Below are 16633 nucleotides of genomic sequence, written 5' to 3' on the forward strand. Positions count from 1 at the left end.
ATCTGACAGAAGGTGACAAACTGATCGGAAAACTTTCCTACAAAAGTTGGTTCAGGTTTGACGCTTTAATGGAAATGACAAACAACGCGAACTACCAGGTCGAACCCAAAGGTTTTTGGGGAACGACTGTTGAAGTCAGACAGCACGAAAAAGTGATACTAAAATTCCAGATGAACTGGCATGGAGAAATTGTAATACAAACTCATTTCAACGACGATGAAAAAGGCTATGTTTTTAAACACAGAGGTTTTTTTAAGGAATCGTTTATACTTGCAAACCAAGGCGGGGCCGAGCTTTTAGTCATGAAACCGCATCTCAAATGGAGCAAGATGAATTATGAATTTGAGATAACCACATCGGATGATTTTGAGCTTTTTTCCGGTAAAGAGGTGCTGTTGATGACTTCGCTACATTGTGCAAACTATTATATCTCCATGATGAGTGCCTATCAATAATCAGCAGGCGTCCGGCCCTGTCAAAACAATGCATGGCAGTAACGGCGCTATCCTATGCTGCAAAATCCATCTGATACCCAAAATGATCTTCAATCGGGCATGCATTCAAGGCTGCTCGCCACTATACTGATCCGTACAGGCAAGTAATTTGAGCCGTGGAGGAAATCGGCAGAGGGTCATAACGGCCCACCTTTGTATCGTTAAAATCAAACAAGATGACAACGATAGCAAAAATAAACCTCGGCCAAAACGGGCCACTCGTTTCCAAACTTGGATTAGGCTGTATGCGCATGTCCCCCGTATGGGGAGGGCCTGCCCATGACGAAGCCGAAAGCATCGCGACCATTCAAAAGGCGCTGGATAGCGGCATTAACTTCCTGAATACGGGAGATTTTTACGGTTCCGGGCACAACGAGCTGCTGGTCGGCAAAGCCATCAGGGGACGCCGTAACGATGCTTTCATCAGTGTCAAGTTTGGCGCAATCTTTTACAACGGGCAATGGCTTGGGCTGGATCTGCGCCCGATAGCCATCAAAAACTTCGTCAACTATTCGCTCGTACGTTTGGGCATCGATACCATCGATCTCTATCAGCCTTGCCGGCTCGACAACAGTGTTCCGGTTGAGGATGTGATCGGCACCGTCGGCGACCTGATCGGAGAAGGAAAAGTCCGTTACCTGGGCGTTTCCGAAATTACCGCCGACCAATTACGCAAAGCTCATGGCGTTCATCCTGTTACGGCGCTGGAAATCGGCTATTCACTGGCCGACCGGCAAATTGAAAGTGACCTGCTCCCCACCGCCGAAGAGCTGGGTATTGGGGTGGTGGCCTTTGCCAACACAGCCGAGGGGCTGCTCACCGGCGACATGAAGGCTCCTCTTCCTGTCGGCGACTACCGGCATCATTTCAGCCGGTTTCAGGAAGAGAACCTCGTCCGGAACCTGGAAAAAGTAGAAATATTGAAGCAAATGGCAAAGCAAAAAGAATGCACGCCTACACAGCTGGCGATCGCCTGGGTGAATACGCAGGGCGATCATATCATGCCCCTGGTAAGCATGAGCCGCAGATCACGGCTGCCCGAAAACCTGGCGGCGATGGAAATCACGTTCGATGCGGAGGAGAAAGAGGCGCTTGACACACATTTTGCTCCGGGCGCGATACTGGGCGGCACTTACCTTCAACGATAGCAGGGCCGAGTAAGCCCTGGATTTAATATCTTTACCGCGTGATAAATCCAACTGAAATAGTCCCCGGCGTGGTCTTTTACTCTTATTTCTCGAAGGAGAGAAAAGATAAAGTGGCTTTTTTGGAACATAATACGCTGGTAATGCAGGTCTCGGGCCGTTTTTCGCTCGAAACCGCTACGCAAAAGATTGGGATGGACGCCGGTGAGATGCTGCTGATACAAAAGAACCAACTGGGCGAAATCACCAAGACACCTCTCGACGGCCAGGATTACCAAACTATCGTTATCTGTCTGCAGGAGGACCTGCTCCGGACGATCGCCCTTGAAGAACAGGTAGAAACCGGACATAAATATTCCGGGCCGCCTAATGTACTCATTCCGGCGAATGACTTTCTGCGTGCTTTCTTTCAGTCGGTGATCCCGTATATCCGTAACCCCGGGGAACCAATCACTACCAGGCTTGGTATGCTTAAAGTCAAAGAAGCGGTGCATCTGCTTATGCATACCAAGCCCGAGCTGGAAGAATTACTTTTTGACTTTTCAGAACCTTACAAAATGGATCTGGAAAAATTCATGCTCAGCAATTTTCATTATAATGTTCCGGTTGAAAAGTTTGCCAGGCTCACAGGAAGGAGCCTGGCCGGTTTCAAGCGTGATTTTCAGAGGATATTTGGCATGGCTCCCCGCCATTGGCTTCAAGAAAGGAGGCTCGTGGAAGCCAGACATCTCATTGAAACCAAGAACAAAAAACCATCCGCAATTTATTTGGACCTTGGATTTGAAAGCCTCTCCCACTTTTCCCATTCATTCAAGAAAAAATTCGGTAAGGCACCCACCGAGTGGTCGCTTTAGCTAACGGGGAAGTGTCGACGTTTTCCTAATCCATTCCCTGTGTTACGGTCCAGGTGTTATCCATATTAAGCGTAGCATTCATCGAAAAGATGCCGTAGGGGAAAACAATCTGAGCTGCATTGTGCATCTGGGATTGGTCCATCACCTGGCCTTGCTTAAACTCACCGAACATGATCCAGTACTCGGGGCGGGGGGAAAACGAAAACGTCATGTTAGGTTGCGCCTGCACTGCGAACGTACCCGAACCCGACATGCCTATGCCCACGCTCGCCTGGTGAAAAGCAGTGGTATTGTCGCTCATGACATTCAGCGTACCTTGCTGATATCCATTTCTCTGATCAACAAATCGATAATTGCCGTCTTGCTTGGTTACTGTTACCGCATTGTTTTCGGTGAGACTGGTCCGTAATGCATCTCCGGCATTAAAGATCACCCCCGGCATCAATTCTCCGGTTTTGGCCCAGAAAAAATACAAATCTGTATTCCAGGAAATCGGCACCCTGCTGTGTGGGTTAGCTGGTTGCACAAGCCATGCCAGCGGGAAACTGCCCGGGTTTGGACTATTGGGATTTTGCTGGAACACGCAGAAGCTCCCCGCTGTGCTGGAATCGTTGAGAAAATTGATGGTGTAAGTGGCCATGGTCGATGGTTGTCTGGGTTTAAAGTGATTGCTTTCCGGTTCAAAACAGTGCTGATCCCCGGCATTTTCGATGCCTGGCAAATCGATATCGGAACATCCTGCGAGGGAAAGGCCGGCACCCGCTGATTTTCCCGGGATCCATAAAGAAATCTTATTAACCGGTCATGAACGGGTTGATGGCCCTCCAAATCTCTCATCTTTCGGGGGTTCCGGACCAACACATACGTTTGCACGCCACGCCCTTGGGGTGCTGCCGACGAACAACCGTCACGCAATAGTGATTTTAGTTGTTAAAGTTAGCTTGGTTTACTATGTCTGCTTAATTTGCAACATTGAGCAGCGGATTTCAGGTTCAAGGACAAAGACTGCTACTGACGCGCCCCTAACGGAGCGGTGATTCGATGCACCATCATTATCATCTATTATTTAACTTGCCATGACTCAAAAAATCTCTCCCCCCACCCTTTTCGAATGGGCCGGAGGAATGCCTGTTTTTGAAAAACTAACTGATTCATTCTACAAAAAAGTGCTGCGAGACCCGCTTTTGGAACCGGTTTTCAAGCATATGTCCCCCGAACACCAGTTGCATGTCGCGCATTTCATTGCCGAAGTACTGGGTGGCCCCGAATGGTACAGCACAGCCGAGGGCAGCCATTTTAAAATGATCCAAAAACACCTGGCCAGGCACCTTACCGAGCAACATCGCAAACGGTGGGTTTCGCTCCTTCTGGAGACTGCCGATGAAATCAACCTTCCCGACGATCCCGAGTTCCGTTCGGCATTCGTCGCCTATATCGAATGGGGCACCCGGATTGCCGTCATCAATTCCAATAGCGACGACCTGCAGATGAACCCCGATGAGCCGATGCCCAAATGGGGCTGGGGTGTTCCGGGAGGGCCCTATATGGGATAGGACAGTCTGAGACCTTTTTTGCAACTCACAACCTTCTTCAGGATTGGACTGCCCTTCCGGTATAACTCAGGGCGTCGTGGCTGCGGCGCTGAATTCCTTTTGCAGCTGAAGGCTGTTACTTTTCATCCAAAAATGCCTCTACGACAGGCACGAAAGAGCGATACAGACTATTACCCGACCGGAGGGCAACAATCTCTCCAATATAGGCGCCATGACCACCGGGGATGATCGCGATATGGCAGGATGAAATAAGCCTGGCCATATCGATAACATGCTGTGAGCTACCAACATCCGCATCACCATTAACCAGTAAAACCGGGCTCTTGATAGAGGCTATCTCCTCGTCTGTGAAATCCCTGAAGTTGCTCATCCGGTCGGCACACTTGCGAAACAGGTTATGCAGTTTCGCCGAGTCGGGCGTTACATGAAGAAAGGCGTCCTTATATGGCTGTGGCATCTGCGAAAAACTGGGGCTTTTCATCGATTGCCAGAATTGCGGGAATGTTCCGCTGCGTTTAAGCAAAAAAGATCCCGCGATCACCTTGTTGCATATTCGTGAATGCCGAACGGCAACCTTTAAAGCTGTATTTGCGCCATTACTGAATCCAAAGAAGTCGGCTTTCTCGATTGAAAGGTTGCTTAACAGCGAGGCCACATCATCGGCATCCTGATCAAATGAAAGCGGTGCGTTTCGGTCTTCTGTTCTTCCATGAGCCTGTAATTCAACACAAATGAGCTGTCGATGTTTGGCCAGAATTGGAATAACACGTCCGAAAGTAGTCTGGATCGTTGATCCGCCGCCGTGAATCAGGACGAGAGGGAATCCTTTTCCATAGATTTCGTAATACATCTTGATTCCATTCACAGTCGAATACCCGCTTTTGAATGGCACCGTATCGTTGCTGTTCATTCCCTTCATATCACTTTCTGACATACTTCCGTCAGCCACAGCGGTGTAGGATAGAATTGTGCATAACCCGATCAATATCCGTTTCATAATTGCCTGGCGAGTCGGTTAAACATCTGAATCCAGCTTGGCAGCGCGCCCGTAGATTTGGCAAGGGAAGCATTCACCGTCTGATGAAGCGTCATCTCTGTTTTGAGTCCCATCGGTTTAAAGTCGACGGTCACCACAGTTTTGGCAGGCCAGTCCGCCGGCATACCGGCGCTTGCAGGGTCGACATCATTGCCCTCTTCATCCGTAACTTCCATTGTGAAAATGATCTTGCTGGGAATGATCAATTCTACATAGGTACCTTTACACCAGCAATCGCCGTGTTCCGGATTATGAATGCAGGAATGATAGCTCCCCCCTTTGCGGATGTCCAGTTTCCGGAATTCGATACTGCACCCTTCCGGCGCATACCAGGCGGGCAAATGGGCGGGGTTTGTCCAGGCGGCAAAAACCGTTTCAGCATCTGCGTCAAAAACATGGGTGATCTGTACGTACTCCGACGCAGCGTCGACCCCAGGTTGGTCTTTTTGCATTTTAGGATTTTTTGGTTTTTAAAGTGTTTAAATATGTATCCAGGGCCGTGAACCTGCCTTCCCAATATTTTTTATACTGCTCGGTCCAGGACGCCACCTCACCAAGCTTGCCCAATTGCGCCTCGCAATACCGCTCTTTTCCGTGCCGCCTGATGATCACCAGGCCACATTCTGAAAGGATTTTTACATGCACCGAAACAGCCTGTCTGCTCACCTCGAATCGTTCCGCTATTGAGTTCACATTGAGCGGCTGCTCTGCCAGCAGATCGATAATTTGCCTCCGGGTAGGATCTGCAATAGCCTGAAAAACATCTCGTCGTAAAATCATGTCATGCAATTAAATGATTGCGAATATATGTGCAATCATTTAATTGCGCAAATTTATTTTCATGATTAACGCTTTTTTATAGCGCAAGGGCTCCGAAGCAGACTTGGCCGGAACGTCGTCCGTAGCCCGCCGGGTAGATTGGTACATTTACTTTCTGGAAATTGGACAGCCAAAAGCCGGGAAACCGTACTAGTTTTGCACTGCAAATAACAGGACTATGAAAGGAGAACATCACTATAAGCTCACCGTCCGCTGGACTGGCAACACAGGCACCGGCACTTCGTCGTACCGCTCATATGAACGCAGCCATAGTATCCTGGTCGAAGGAAAGCCTCAGATCGACGGCTCCTCCGATCCGGCTTTTCGCGGGGACAAGTCCAGGCACAATCCCGAGGAAATGCTGCTCTCCGCGTTGTCAACCTGTCACATGCTTTCATACCTGCATGTGTGCACAACGCATGGGGTTGTGGTCACCGGTTATATCGATGAAGCCACCGGAACGATGGCCGAGACGCCGGACGGCGGCGGGCATTTTACAGAAGTGACGCTTTACCCGGTTGTGACTGTTGCGGATTCTTCGATGATCGGGCTCGCCAATCAGCTTCACGAACGGGCCAATGCGCTTTGTTTCATTGCAAATTCAGTCAACTTCCCGGTGCACCATCAGGCAAAGGCCATTGCGGGATCGGAATCAACTGATGAGTAGCTCTATTTGCTTTGGGAGACTGATTCATTCAGCCACAACCTGTCGGTAACCATTGTCATCCGCCGGTTTTAAACGGAACAAGCTGCACTATTCAGGCCTCTCCTACGCCGACCATGGGATGACCTGATATGAGGGTTTGAATTTGACGACGTGTTCTTTTTCGGTTTCGCCACGCAGAAAAAAATGGACGCAGAAACCAGCGCCCGTCATATTGAATTGATAAAGCATGGCCGTTGCCTGTTCACGAACAGACAACGGCCAAATTGTTCTACTCTAAAATGACACGTAATTTCTCAATCTTGGCATCTTTGGAATCTTTGGAATCTTTCGATGGCGGAACATGCAAATAGTAAATTCCCCTTGGCAATTTTTCAACGTCGACATTTATTTTCCCCGGCCCTGCGGAAGATTCGCCGAACGCTTCACGAACAGAAATCGTCATTGCTTTCTGACCGCTTTTCTCTGAATAAAGCCAGACCTGCTCCGGTAGATGCTGTGTAAAATCGGCGTTTTTGACCTGTAACGTTAGCGTCGTTTTGGCCGGATTGGGATACGCGAGCAGCATGCTTCCTGCCGGAGGGATATTGAAATTGTACGGCGTGGAGGCGCCACAACTGTTGGTAACGGTGAGTTGAACGACTGCTCCGGACATTGAACTGGCATATACACCCGATCCGACGGGTACCAATGAAGCTGAACCCGACACGACCGACCAGCCGGAAGTTGTTCCGGGCTGCGGACTATGATATAGCTCCCACATGTTTGATCCTGCGTCAAATAACTGCTGATTGGGAAACTGCACAATCGGAGGACCATACCAGAGTGTTGCGTTTGAGGAGGTATTGATAAACCCGCCGCAGTCAGCGTACAGCGCTGTTACCGTCAGCGTTCCGACATTTCCATTCGACAGCCCGGACGGGAATACAACGGATTCCGCAAAATTCAATGGGTTTGATGATGGAAATCCAACCCGTTTCAAGCTCCATCCCGAGGGTGCCGACCACCTCATTCCGCAGTGAAAATAGCAGTCGGCAGCGTTATTCTGCAAGATCGGAAGCGAAGAAATAGGTACTTCCTGATTGGCCGAACAACCCAGTACGAACCCGCCATTAGGAATGCCGGGTGACGGCGGAGTATGAGAAACATTCAGCGACTGATCGCCCAACTTAACCAGCCCCGCCCAGGCTTCAACTACCACTACCGCATTGGCCGCGGTATTGGCAAAAGTATAGGAGAAATCCCAACCGGAACCAACAACCCTGTCGTGTACTACGCCCAGACCGGGATCATTGACGTACCATTTCCAATGATTGGTACCTGCCGGCAATCCACTCACAGTATACGTACCGGCCCCACCAGGACATAACTTCGTGGGGCCACTAATAGTAATTGCCGACGCGGTAAAAGCCAGTATCAAAAAACAACACAGCAGAGGCAAAGCGACTCGCCAGGCACCCCAGGAACGATAAATAGACGTCACTTTCATTTTAGAAGATTTAAAGTGAATAAATTATTGAACGCGATAAAATTCTGGTAACAAAAGCCCTTGTCGAACAGAATGGCCAAAGTGAGTCAACCACAATGAACGACCGGGTCTCAATGCGGAGTCAGAGGTAATGTCAAATAGGGATTCCGTACGGTCAGGTGCGACTGATAACCCACTACATTTTGTCCAAAATGTAAGTCAGTAATACGGAATATTCGGTGGGTGCCTGTTGGTTACTTCAAATGTAAATATTCGAAGTATTATTACAAATTTTTATATAAACAATTTTTACAACACACAAATACTACACTAAATCTAGAAGTATTTTACAACCCTTTCCCTGGTTCAGCAGAGAGATCAGGAAACTTGTAAATTAGGGTCTACCGGTAGCCACCATGCCGCTTTGAACCAACCCGCAAATACAGGTCGTTTTGAAGTAAAGTCAGTCAAAAGAGTATTGGAGTCTACTTGCCGTCTTTCAAGTATAAGTATAGTCACATCCCTTGAATACTTCGTCAATGCCTGATTTTCCTCATTTCAAACAGCTGGATCAGATGGACTGCGGGCCGACTTGTCTGCGGATGATTTCCAGTTATTTCGGGAGAAATTACACTGCCCAGACGCTGCGGGAAAGCGCTCAGATCAACAAGGAGGGGGTTTCCCTGCTGGGAATCGCCGAAGCTGCCGAATCCATCGGAATGAAAGCGGTGGGAGTCAGAACCACTTTTGCCAAACTGGTCCATGAAATGACTTTGCCCTGCATTCTGCATTGGGGGCAAAGTCATTTTGTTGTACTTTATAAAATAAAAACGCCGGAAAGCCTTAGCCGCCGGTTCCTCGCGACGCTCCGGGGCGGCCGAAAACCAACTACCGCCCTGCAATATCAGCAACCGTTTGTCACGGATGCCGCTCATATAAACAGACCCCCATCTTTCAATGGTGAAATTTCTGAGACCGGGACTGACAACACGCTTGCTGAAACCACATTTTACATTGCCGACCCTGCCGTTGGCCTCGTTACTTTTAACTCCGCCGAGTTTCAGAGCAAATGGCTTAGCACCCAGACAAATGGTTCCAAGGCGGGTATAGCACTTTCGATTGAACCAACTTCCCGGTTCTATGAAAAAGAGGGCGAAAAAGCCAATGACCAGGGGTTCACGCCGATGCTGAGATACCTCTTGCATTATAAAAAACTAATCATACAGCTCTTCCTGGCACTGCTCGCAGGAAGCGGTTTTTCCCTGATCATACCGTTCCTTACCCAGTCCGTAGTCGACATCGGCATTGATACCCGGAACATTTCCTTCGTATACCTGGTACTTATCGCACAACTGGTCCTGTTGCTCAGCGTAGCGGCCGTCGATTTCCTCCGAAGTTGGATATTGCTATACATCAGCACCAGGCTTAACCTGTCGATCCTGTCGGGTTTCTTATCCAAGCTGATGCGCCTGCCTATCTCCTTTTTTGAAATCAAGCAGTTCGGGGATGTCATACAGCGCATTGGCGATCATCAAAGAATCGAGGCGTTTCTGACGGGACAGACATTGAATATCCTGTTTTCACTTTTCAACCTCCTCGTTTTTGGTGCAGTACTGGCCTATTACCAGCTAACGATCTTTATGGTTGCAATCGGCGCATCGGTCGTCTACGCCATCTGGGTAGTCACTTTTTTGAAACGGCGCCGGCAGCTCGATACCTATCGTTTCGAGGCCTCGTCGCGCAACCAGAGCCAGATCGTTCAACTGGTACAGGGTATGCAGGATATCAAACTTTCCGGCGCGGAGACATCGAAACGGTGGGAATGGGAACGCACGCAAGCCAAACTTTTCAACTGGAGCGTCAAAAGCCTTTCACTGTCTCAATCGCAGCAGGCCGGTGCTTTGCTGATCAACAATGGCAAAAACATATTCATTACGTTTCTGGCTGCCAAGGCTGTGATCGACGGCCAGCTTACATTGGGAGCCATGATGTCTGTCCAATATATTCTGGCCCAGTTCAACGCACCAGTCGAACAGATGATGGGATTTCTGCAATCGTGGCAGGATGCAAAGATCAGCCTCGAACGGCTCAACGAAGTTCATCAGATGCCGGATGAAGAGCCTTTGGACATCGCCGCTTCCACGAACTGGGACAACGGCCAGGATATCGTCGTCCGCGATTTGTCCTTCACTTATCCGGGAGCCGGCAACCTCCCGGTGCTTCAAAACATCAGCCTGACCATTCCATTCGGCAAGACTACTGCGATTGTCGGCACCAGCGGGAGCGGGAAAACGACCTTGCTGAAACTATTGCTCAGGTTTTTCGATGCGCAGCGTGGCGGAATTTACCTGAACCCTCCGACCGGCCCGGACGAAAGTATGCTGGACCTTAAACTGATCTCGCATCGTGCCTGGCGACAACAATGCGGTGTGGTGATGCAGGACGGCTTCATATTTTCAGACACCATCGCCCGCAACATCGCCGTATCCGATGAAATCATTGATGAGGAGAAATTGCATCGCGCCGCTCACACGGCCAATATCCATAGCTTTATCGAGTCCCTCCCGCTAGGCTATCACACCAGGATCGGCGCGGAGGGTAATGGTATCAGCCAGGGACAAAAGCAACGCATCCTCATAGCAAGGTCTGTTTACAAAAATCCCGACATACTGCTGTTCGACGAGGCAACCAATGCGCTCGATGCCAGTAACGAGGCAGTTATCGTGCAGAACCTGAACAAGTTTTTTCAGGGCCGGACAGTCGTGGTGGTAGCCCACCGGCTCAGCACGGTCAAAAATGCCGACCAGATAATTGTGATGGAAAAAGGAGAAATCGCTGAAAGCGGCACACACGATGAACTCGTCGCACTCAGAGGCAAGTATTTTGAACTCGTAAGCAATCAGCTTGCCCTGGCAGCAGAATGACCTGAATGCAGATCAACCGATATTGCCGGCCACCATTATCCGCATGCCCCAACGCCCTATGACTGAAAGCGCCGAACGGAAAAACGACCCCGGGCCCATCGCCCGACCTTTTCACGAACTTCACAGCAACGAGCTGCATGAGATCATACGTCGCCCGCCTACCTGGCCTGTCCGCTGGGGGGTTACCCTGTTTTTTGTCCTGATGCTCCTATTGCTTGCCGGCTCGTGGCTCATAAGTTATCCCGACACGGTTTCTGCACCCATCACCCTGGCTTCCGGTAAAGTACCCACCAGGGTGTCCTTGCCGTCAGAGGAAAAACTGGCTCATATTCTGGTACAGGATGGTGACCTGGTAGTCGAAGGACAAATTCTGGCATACACCGAAGACAAAGCCAGCGGCCATGCAATGCCAAAAGGGAAAATCGCTGGTCCTGCAAAACGAAATACCCTAGCAGCTCCCGTGTCGGGCAGGGTCCTGCTCGCTGCCCCATGGCAGCAACTGCGGGAATCTCCTCCGGGACAAATGTTACTAAGCATCCTGCCGACAACTGACGGTGTGCAGGGAGTCATTCACCTTTCCCAATCCAGCCTCGGAAAAATAGCCATTGGCCAGAAAGTACTTATCAAACTGGAAGCATTCCCGTACAGGGAATTTGGATTGGTCGAGGGAACTTTATCGCATGTGTCGATGTCGCCCGGGCAGGATAATTTGTATTGGGGGTATGTCGATCTGCCGCAAAAATTAAAAACGATACAGGGACAGGAACTGCCCTATCGCATCGGAATGCGCGGACAGGCAAAAATTATTACAAGAGAAAGGCGCCTGGCAGAACGACTCTTCCTGAAAAATTAACAGAACCTGATAATGAGAACTGTATAAGGTTTCCATTCCCAGTATTTTGAGAAATTGATTTTTTTTGATCTTGACTAAGGGTATTTTTAATACAAAAAAGTCTTACAATTATTACATATGCTCGCTTCGAGACATCATTAATCATCGTCAATCAAAAAACGCTGTCGGAATGAATGACCTGATCATTGGAATTGCCATTGGTTACGAATTTCCAGCGATGAACAATTGGATAAAGTCTTTGGCGCAATGTGGATTCGAGGGCCGGAAAGTATTGATTCTCGGCAACGTTACGGACGAAACTGTTGAAAAAGTAACAGACCTGGGTATAGAAGCGGAAGTGATCGATGTCCCGGAGGATTATGTTTCTCCATTAATTGTTGTTGACCGATTTCTCATCCTGCATTCGTTTCTGGCAGAGCAGAATGACATCAGATATGCCATTGTGACCGACGTAAGAGACGTCGTTTTTCAAAAAAATCCGTCCGATTTTCTGGATACATTCGGAGCCGAACCGGAGTTTGGCCTGATTGTTTCTTCGGAAGGAATAAAATACAAAGACGAAATTTGGAGCAACGAAAATCTACTCCATTCTTTCCCGGATGTCGCATTCGCAATGCAGGAACAAATCATTTACAATGCCGGCGTGATTGCAGGAAAACCAGCGTATCTGTCCGATCTGGCATTGCAGATCTTCCTGTTATCGAAACACAACCCAATCTCCAATCCCGACCAAACGGCGATGAATATCCTGCTTTCGTCCCGGGTTTGGTCAAAAACAACCCGGTTTTCCAGTCATGAGGACGCCTGGACATTACAAGCGGGAACTACGATGGATCCTGCAAAAAAGGCCCAGTACCATACTAAATTGCTCGACGGAAATATGTCTGTCAATGCAAACGGACGGGTGGTAAATTCCTCTCGTTCAGAATTTTTTATTTTACATCAATATGACCGGGTACCTGAATTAAGAACGCTTGTAGATACCCGGTACAGATGACTTCCGTCGGCCGATAAACGAATGTATACAGGTCATTTATTTTCGTGAGATGCTGATATGAATTCTTATTTGATTGAGAAATATGGTACAATTGAAATCACCGGAGAAGTTAGAAGAAATGATTACTGCATTATCGAAAGCATTACACACGGCCTGTTTGCCTGCTTCTATTGCATTTTATATGGTTTGTATATCTGCGAAATGGAAGACATCAAACCTGTCGTGGTTCTGGGCGACAAGAATCTCTATTTTGAGAAAGAAAAAGGCCGGAATGTCTTTGAATATTTCTATCGGAAAAGTCATCGGAAAAGTGAGAACGATTTATCAAATCTTGGAAAAATCACCATCTCCGATCCCGGCCATTTTTTATCCTGGTGCCGCATATCCACTTCCGAAAAGATTATTTCCAACTTACTGATCAATAAGTATTTCGTACTTAAAACCTCTATTCACAAACCGATTGAAGATTTTTATAAACAGCATTTGGAAGGCCTGAAAATAGTGGGTGTGCATTTCAGGGGAACCGATAAAGTCAGGGAAACACCTTTACTTGATTTCAGTGCCTATGAACACAGGATCGAACTGATGCTGACCAAGGGCATTTGCGATAAGTTTTTCTTCGCAACGGATGAGCTGCATCTAAAAGAGTATGTACGTGAAAAATACAAAGAGAAAGCCATTATGTATGAATTCCGAAGCACGTATGCGGCACTCCAAACAAATGAAGGCTTGCATTTTTCACACACCACGCCCTATCTGAGTGCCCTGGATGCGCTGATGGAATGCTATGTGCTGTCGAAGTGCCAGTTGTTGCTAAGCTCCTCCAAATCGTCCATGTCGTTGTTTGCCACATTCCTTAACCCGGACCTGTTGCACCTTGTGATCGAACCATAAACCAACTCAGTACCTGATATGCCGCTTTTTTCTCTACGATCTCGTCAACCTGTTGTTGGAACAGTCAGTCGGTTCCTGAAAGCTATGAATGTAAAAGTGTCGGAACGCACGCTGGAAAACCGTATTCTTTCACACCCGGATTACCCCAGTTTGCTCGCCGTGAGCGACTGTCTGCACCATTGGAAAGTTGAAAACGCGGCGGTACGAGTCGAAACCGCCCAGCTTGATGCGGTTTCCGTTCCATTTATGGCGCATTCTCACAGCGATTTTATGGTCGTGGTCGGCGTTACGGATGATCACGTGGTGCTTTCGGACGAAAACGGCAGAAACCGGACCGTAAACAGGAAGGATTTTCTTCAATCGTGGGACGGCGTGGTGTTACTCGCGGAAGCCGCGGCAGACGCGGGGGAGAAAAATTATCGCCAGGAACAAAGGAAGCAAAAAAGAGGCCTGATCCCTGCCTTCATTTTCCTCGCCTCATTAGCCGGGATCATTGCATTGTCCCTGGACCTGCTTGCCACAGACGCCCGTTCTGCAATGGGTTACGGCATACTGATTTTGGCCAAGTTGACCGGGATAGGCATCACGAGTGTGCTGCTCTGGTTTGAGATCGATAAGTATAACCCGGCCATTCAGAAACTTTGCATGGGAGGCAGTGGCAAAAAGACAGACTGCAATGCGATCCTCAACTCCGACCGCTCCAAGGTATTCACCTGGCTCAGCTGGAGTGAAGTGGGCTGGTTTTATTTTACTGCCAGCTTACTTTACCTGCTTAGTTTCCCACAATACATCCATTATGTGGCGTGGCTCAATTTACTGGCTTTGCCATTTATTGTTTTCTCGCTTTCTTATCAAGGGCTCGTAATCAGGCAATGGTGTGTACTCTGCCTGTCGGTTATGGGGCTGCTGCTCTTGGAATTGACAGGCTCCATGCTCGGTCAATTTGCCACGTCGGCTACTTTCCCCCAGCTTTCGTCGGCAATAATCCCCGTTCTCAATCTTATATTGATTTTCTCGCTTATTGCCGCATCATGGTTTCTTTTGAAGCCGGTACTGATTCAAAATCATGAATCAAAGTCGTATAAGTACGAGCTGACGAGACTAAAAAACAACCGGGAAATATTTGAATCCATTCTCAATAAACAAACCAGCGTTTCGGGCACTGAAGGGCTGGGCATCACATTAGGTAATCTGCAATCTCCCAACACCATCCTGAAAATCTGTAATCCTTATTGCAACCCATGCGCGGAAGCGCACAAGGATCTGAGCAGGATCCTGGATGAAAACTTAAATGCCCGTATTCAGATCATTTATAATTCCTCGGTGTCGCACCTCGACGCGGGGCGGGAGCCGGTCAGGCATTTTATGGCAACTGCTGAAACTGCCGAACTGCCCGAGATGAAAGTATTACTGGACCAATGGTATTTCAGTAAAAACAAAAACTTCGAAAATTTTTCCGCTTTACACCCTCTCCAAGAAGAAATCCTCGAAAAACAGGACGAAAAGATCAAGGCCATGTTTGCGTGGACCCGCGCCAACAATATTACCGCTACCCCAACCTATTTCTTTAATGGACGGAAGCTTCCCACACAATACAAACTCACCGATTTAGAGCATTTATTATCCGTTTAATATCAATTATTCAAAACAGTACCTGTTAATTGAACCTACGCTTACAGGGTTTAAGATGTAAGCTCACTACATAAATCAATACAATGAAAAAGATCAGTTTGAAGAATGTGTTGACATCTCTCACCAGAGACGAGATGAAAAAGATCATGGCTGGTTCCGGACAAGGCTGTGAATCCATTCCCAATTGCAACCCCATGGCTTCGCCTGGTCAGGGAGATGCATGTTGTCAGGGAAGATATTGTGATACCTGGAATGGAAATATCTGCGTATACATCGGCTAGATATATGCACGGGGATTTCCCTAAACTGTTCCTAATCTGAACCTGTAAGCTTGCCGGGTCTGTGGATTACGGCAAGCTTACTTTATTGGCATATCGAATGACAGACCAACTTACAAACGGTCGAAAAAGAGTCGGTACCATCATTTGTTATTTTGGACCAATGCCCTGGTATTTCAACTATTTTCTCCATTCGTGCCGGTTCAATCCTAGTATTGATTTCTATGTGATTTCCGACCACCTCGTTGCGCACACGGACGCACCTGAGAACGTCACGTTCGTTAAAATGAGCATCGCCGAATTCAACGATCTGGCTTCATCCAAACTCGGCATAGCAACACAGGTCACCAATGGCTATAAAGTGTGCGACTTTAAACCTATGTTCGGTCTGATCTTTAATGACCTCCTGCACCAATACGATTACTGGGCGCAAAGTGATATCGATGTGATATATGGCGATCTTCGCTGTTTCCTGGATGATATTTTTGACGCCGATTACGATTATATCAGCGTCAGACATGACTTCACCACGGGTTGCTTTTCTGTATTTAAAAACAATTCATTGGTAAACAACCTTTTCCGGAAAAGCAAAGACATTGAAAAGGTATTGTCCGGTTCAACCCACTATTGTTTCGACGAATGCAACTTCGTACAGCCTCTTTTGAATGCCGGAAAGTCGATTTGGGAAGTTGATACCGAAATTTACAGCTACACCCACATTATTCGAGAGGCAGAACAAACCGGGGCAATAAAAGCGCATTTCGATTTCCTGCTGATCGAAGGAATTACGGGAAAAATCAAATTCAGGAACGGGAAGCTCATTTACAACAACCAATTCGAAGCAATGCTGTACCATCTTTACATGCTAAAAAGAGTGTACACACCGCGGACATCCCCAAAAAATATCCCCGATCAATTCAATATCAGCCCCACACGAATCTATTTTTGACCGATACTGACAGGAGTAAAATCATTCTTACTCCTCGAAATCGTTTCGCGGAGCATCGGAATAATGCGATCCG

General features: G+C 48.1%; 17 protein-coding genes. 12 read left to right on the forward strand and 5 right to left on the reverse strand.

Annotation, left to right across the window (positions count from 1 at the left end):
• Positions 1 to 74: 74 nt before the first annotated feature.
• The 3 genes from BP71_RS33470 (at position 75) to BP71_RS33480 (ending at position 2493) form a co-directional block, all read left to right on the forward strand.
• Positions 75 to 455: a hypothetical protein gene (locus BP71_RS33470; RefSeq protein WP_496386017.1), complete on the forward strand. Its 381-nt coding sequence runs from the start codon at positions 75 to 77 to the stop codon at positions 453 to 455.
• A 215-nt stretch (positions 456 to 670) separates the two neighbouring features.
• Positions 671 to 1642, forward strand: coding sequence for an aldo/keto reductase (locus BP71_RS33475; RefSeq protein WP_496386018.1), 972 nt, complete (start codon positions 671 to 673; stop codon positions 1640 to 1642).
• A gap of 38 nt (positions 1643 to 1680) precedes the next feature.
• Positions 1681 to 2493: a helix-turn-helix domain-containing protein gene (locus BP71_RS33480; protein WP_496386019.1), complete on the forward strand. Its 813-nt coding sequence runs from the start codon at positions 1681 to 1683 to the stop codon at positions 2491 to 2493.
• 25 nt (positions 2494 to 2518) lie between these two features.
• Here BP71_RS33480 and BP71_RS33485 read toward each other — a convergent pair whose 3' ends face one another.
• Positions 2519 to 3133 carry a RhiA family protein gene (locus BP71_RS33485; RefSeq protein WP_496386020.1) on the reverse strand — a complete coding sequence of 205 codons (615 nt, stop codon included), beginning with the start codon at positions 3131 to 3133 and terminating at the stop codon, positions 2519 to 2521.
• Positions 3134 to 3569: 436 nt separating this feature from the next.
• Here BP71_RS33485 and BP71_RS33490 point away from each other — a divergent pair, with 436 nt between their 5' ends.
• Positions 3570 to 4046 carry a group II truncated hemoglobin gene (locus tag BP71_RS33490; RefSeq protein WP_496386021.1) on the forward strand — a complete coding sequence of 159 codons (477 nt, stop codon included), beginning with the start codon at positions 3570 to 3572 and terminating at the stop codon, positions 4044 to 4046.
• 115 nt (positions 4047 to 4161) lie between these two features.
• Here BP71_RS33490 and BP71_RS33495 read toward each other — a convergent pair whose 3' ends face one another.
• The 3 genes from BP71_RS33495 to BP71_RS33505 are packed head-to-tail and all read right to left on the reverse strand — an operon-like array spanning position 4162 to position 5862.
• Positions 4162 to 5043 (reverse strand): alpha/beta fold hydrolase, encoded by an 882-nt coding sequence (locus BP71_RS33495; RefSeq protein WP_496386022.1) that lies wholly within the window; start codon positions 5041 to 5043, stop codon positions 4162 to 4164.
• Complete coding sequence (locus tag BP71_RS33500) at positions 5040 to 5534, reverse strand: SRPBCC family protein (protein ID WP_496386024.1); 495 nt, start codon at positions 5532 to 5534, stop codon at positions 5040 to 5042. The genes BP71_RS33495 and BP71_RS33500 overlap by 4 nt, the downstream gene beginning before the upstream one ends.
• 1 nt (position 5535) lies before the next feature.
• Positions 5536 to 5862 (reverse strand): ArsR/SmtB family transcription factor, encoded by a 327-nt coding sequence (locus BP71_RS33505; protein ID WP_496386025.1) that lies wholly within the window; start codon positions 5860 to 5862, stop codon positions 5536 to 5538.
• Positions 5863 to 6079: 217 nt separating this feature from the next.
• On the opposite strand from BP71_RS33505, the gene BP71_RS33510 reads away from it, so the two are divergent.
• Positions 6080 to 6568 carry an OsmC family protein gene (locus BP71_RS33510; RefSeq protein ID WP_496386026.1) on the forward strand — a complete coding sequence of 163 codons (489 nt, stop codon included), beginning with the start codon at positions 6080 to 6082 and terminating at the stop codon, positions 6566 to 6568.
• A gap of 268 nt (positions 6569 to 6836) precedes the next feature.
• Here the strand turns inward: BP71_RS33510 and BP71_RS33515 are convergent, their stop codons facing one another.
• Positions 6837 to 8054 carry a T9SS type A sorting domain-containing protein gene (locus BP71_RS33515; RefSeq protein WP_496386027.1) on the reverse strand — a complete coding sequence of 406 codons (1218 nt, stop codon included), beginning with the start codon at positions 8052 to 8054 and terminating at the stop codon, positions 6837 to 6839.
• 518 nt (positions 8055 to 8572) lie between these two features.
• Between BP71_RS33515 and BP71_RS33520 the strand changes: the two genes are divergently transcribed.
• From BP71_RS33520 to BP71_RS33550, 7 genes are all read left to right on the forward strand, one after another.
• Positions 8573 to 10957: a peptidase domain-containing ABC transporter gene (locus BP71_RS33520; protein WP_496386028.1), complete on the forward strand. Its 2385-nt coding sequence runs from the start codon at positions 8573 to 8575 to the stop codon at positions 10955 to 10957.
• 43 nt (positions 10958 to 11000) lie between these two features.
• Positions 11001 to 11810 (forward strand): beta-barrel domain-containing protein, encoded by an 810-nt coding sequence (locus tag BP71_RS33525; protein WP_496386029.1) that lies wholly within the window; start codon positions 11001 to 11003, stop codon positions 11808 to 11810.
• Between the two features lie 169 nt (positions 11811 to 11979).
• Positions 11980 to 12807 carry a hypothetical protein gene (locus BP71_RS33530; protein WP_496386030.1) on the forward strand — a complete coding sequence of 276 codons (828 nt, stop codon included), beginning with the start codon at positions 11980 to 11982 and terminating at the stop codon, positions 12805 to 12807.
• 57 nt (positions 12808 to 12864) lie between these two features.
• On the forward strand, positions 12865 to 13701 hold the full coding sequence (locus BP71_RS33535; RefSeq protein ID WP_496386031.1) for an O-fucosyltransferase family protein: 837 nt from the start codon (positions 12865 to 12867) through the stop codon (positions 13699 to 13701).
• Positions 13702 to 13785: 84 nt separating this feature from the next.
• Positions 13786 to 15333 carry a cysteine peptidase family C39 domain-containing protein gene (locus tag BP71_RS33540; RefSeq protein WP_496386032.1) on the forward strand — a complete coding sequence of 516 codons (1548 nt, stop codon included), beginning with the start codon at positions 13786 to 13788 and terminating at the stop codon, positions 15331 to 15333.
• A gap of 83 nt (positions 15334 to 15416) precedes the next feature.
• Positions 15417 to 15614, forward strand: a complete 198-nt coding sequence (locus BP71_RS33545) for a hypothetical protein (protein WP_496386033.1) — start codon at positions 15417 to 15419, stop codon at positions 15612 to 15614.
• A 97-nt stretch (positions 15615 to 15711) separates the two neighbouring features.
• A complete protein-coding gene (locus tag BP71_RS33550) occupies positions 15712 to 16560 on the forward strand; it encodes a DUF6625 family protein (protein WP_496386034.1) in 849 nt (282 codons plus the stop codon).
• Positions 16561 to 16633: the final 73 nt, after the last annotated feature.

It is taken from the genome of Dyadobacter ginsengisoli DSM 21015 (genome assembly GCF_059568735.1).

Bases quoted from the DNA above. Each gene is read 5' to 3' on its own strand.
- BP71_RS33470 (WP_496386017.1), top strand. From the start codon at position 75: ATGACAAACAACGCGAACTACCAGGTCGAACCCAAAGGTTTTTGGGGA.
- BP71_RS33545 (WP_496386033.1), top strand. From the start codon at position 15,417: ATGAAAAAGATCAGTTTGAAGAATGTGTTGACATCTCTCACCAGAGAC.
- BP71_RS33485 (WP_496386020.1), bottom strand. From the start codon at position 3,133: ATGGCCACTTACACCATCAATTTTCTCAACGATTCCAGCACAGCGGGG.
- BP71_RS33505 (WP_496386025.1), bottom strand. From the start codon at position 5,862: ATGATTTTACGACGAGATGTTTTTCAGGCTATTGCAGATCCTACCCGG.
- BP71_RS33525 (WP_496386029.1), top strand. From the start codon at position 11,001: ATGCCCCAACGCCCTATGACTGAAAGCGCCGAACGGAAAAACGACCCC.
- BP71_RS33540 (WP_496386032.1), top strand. From the start codon at position 13,786: ATGAATGTAAAAGTGTCGGAACGCACGCTGGAAAACCGTATTCTTTCA.
- BP71_RS33535 (WP_496386031.1), top strand. From the start codon at position 12,865: ATGAATTCTTATTTGATTGAGAAATATGGTACAATTGAAATCACCGGA.
- BP71_RS33530 (WP_496386030.1), top strand. From the start codon at position 11,980: ATGAATGACCTGATCATTGGAATTGCCATTGGTTACGAATTTCCAGCG.
- BP71_RS33515 (WP_496386027.1), bottom strand. From the start codon at position 8,054: ATGAAAGTGACGTCTATTTATCGTTCCTGGGGTGCCTGGCGAGTCGCT.
- BP71_RS33520 (WP_496386028.1), top strand. From the start codon at position 8,573: ATGCCTGATTTTCCTCATTTCAAACAGCTGGATCAGATGGACTGCGGG.
- BP71_RS33495 (WP_496386022.1), bottom strand. From the start codon at position 5,043: ATGAAACGGATATTGATCGGGTTATGCACAATTCTATCCTACACCGCT.
- BP71_RS33475 (WP_496386018.1), top strand. From the start codon at position 671: ATGACAACGATAGCAAAAATAAACCTCGGCCAAAACGGGCCACTCGTT.
- BP71_RS33500 (WP_496386024.1), bottom strand. From the start codon at position 5,534: ATGCAAAAAGACCAACCTGGGGTCGACGCTGCGTCGGAGTACGTACAG.
- BP71_RS33490 (WP_496386021.1), top strand. From the start codon at position 3,570: ATGACTCAAAAAATCTCTCCCCCCACCCTTTTCGAATGGGCCGGAGGA.
- BP71_RS33510 (WP_496386026.1), top strand. From the start codon at position 6,080: ATGAAAGGAGAACATCACTATAAGCTCACCGTCCGCTGGACTGGCAAC.
- BP71_RS33550 (WP_496386034.1), top strand. From the start codon at position 15,712: ATGACAGACCAACTTACAAACGGTCGAAAAAGAGTCGGTACCATCATT.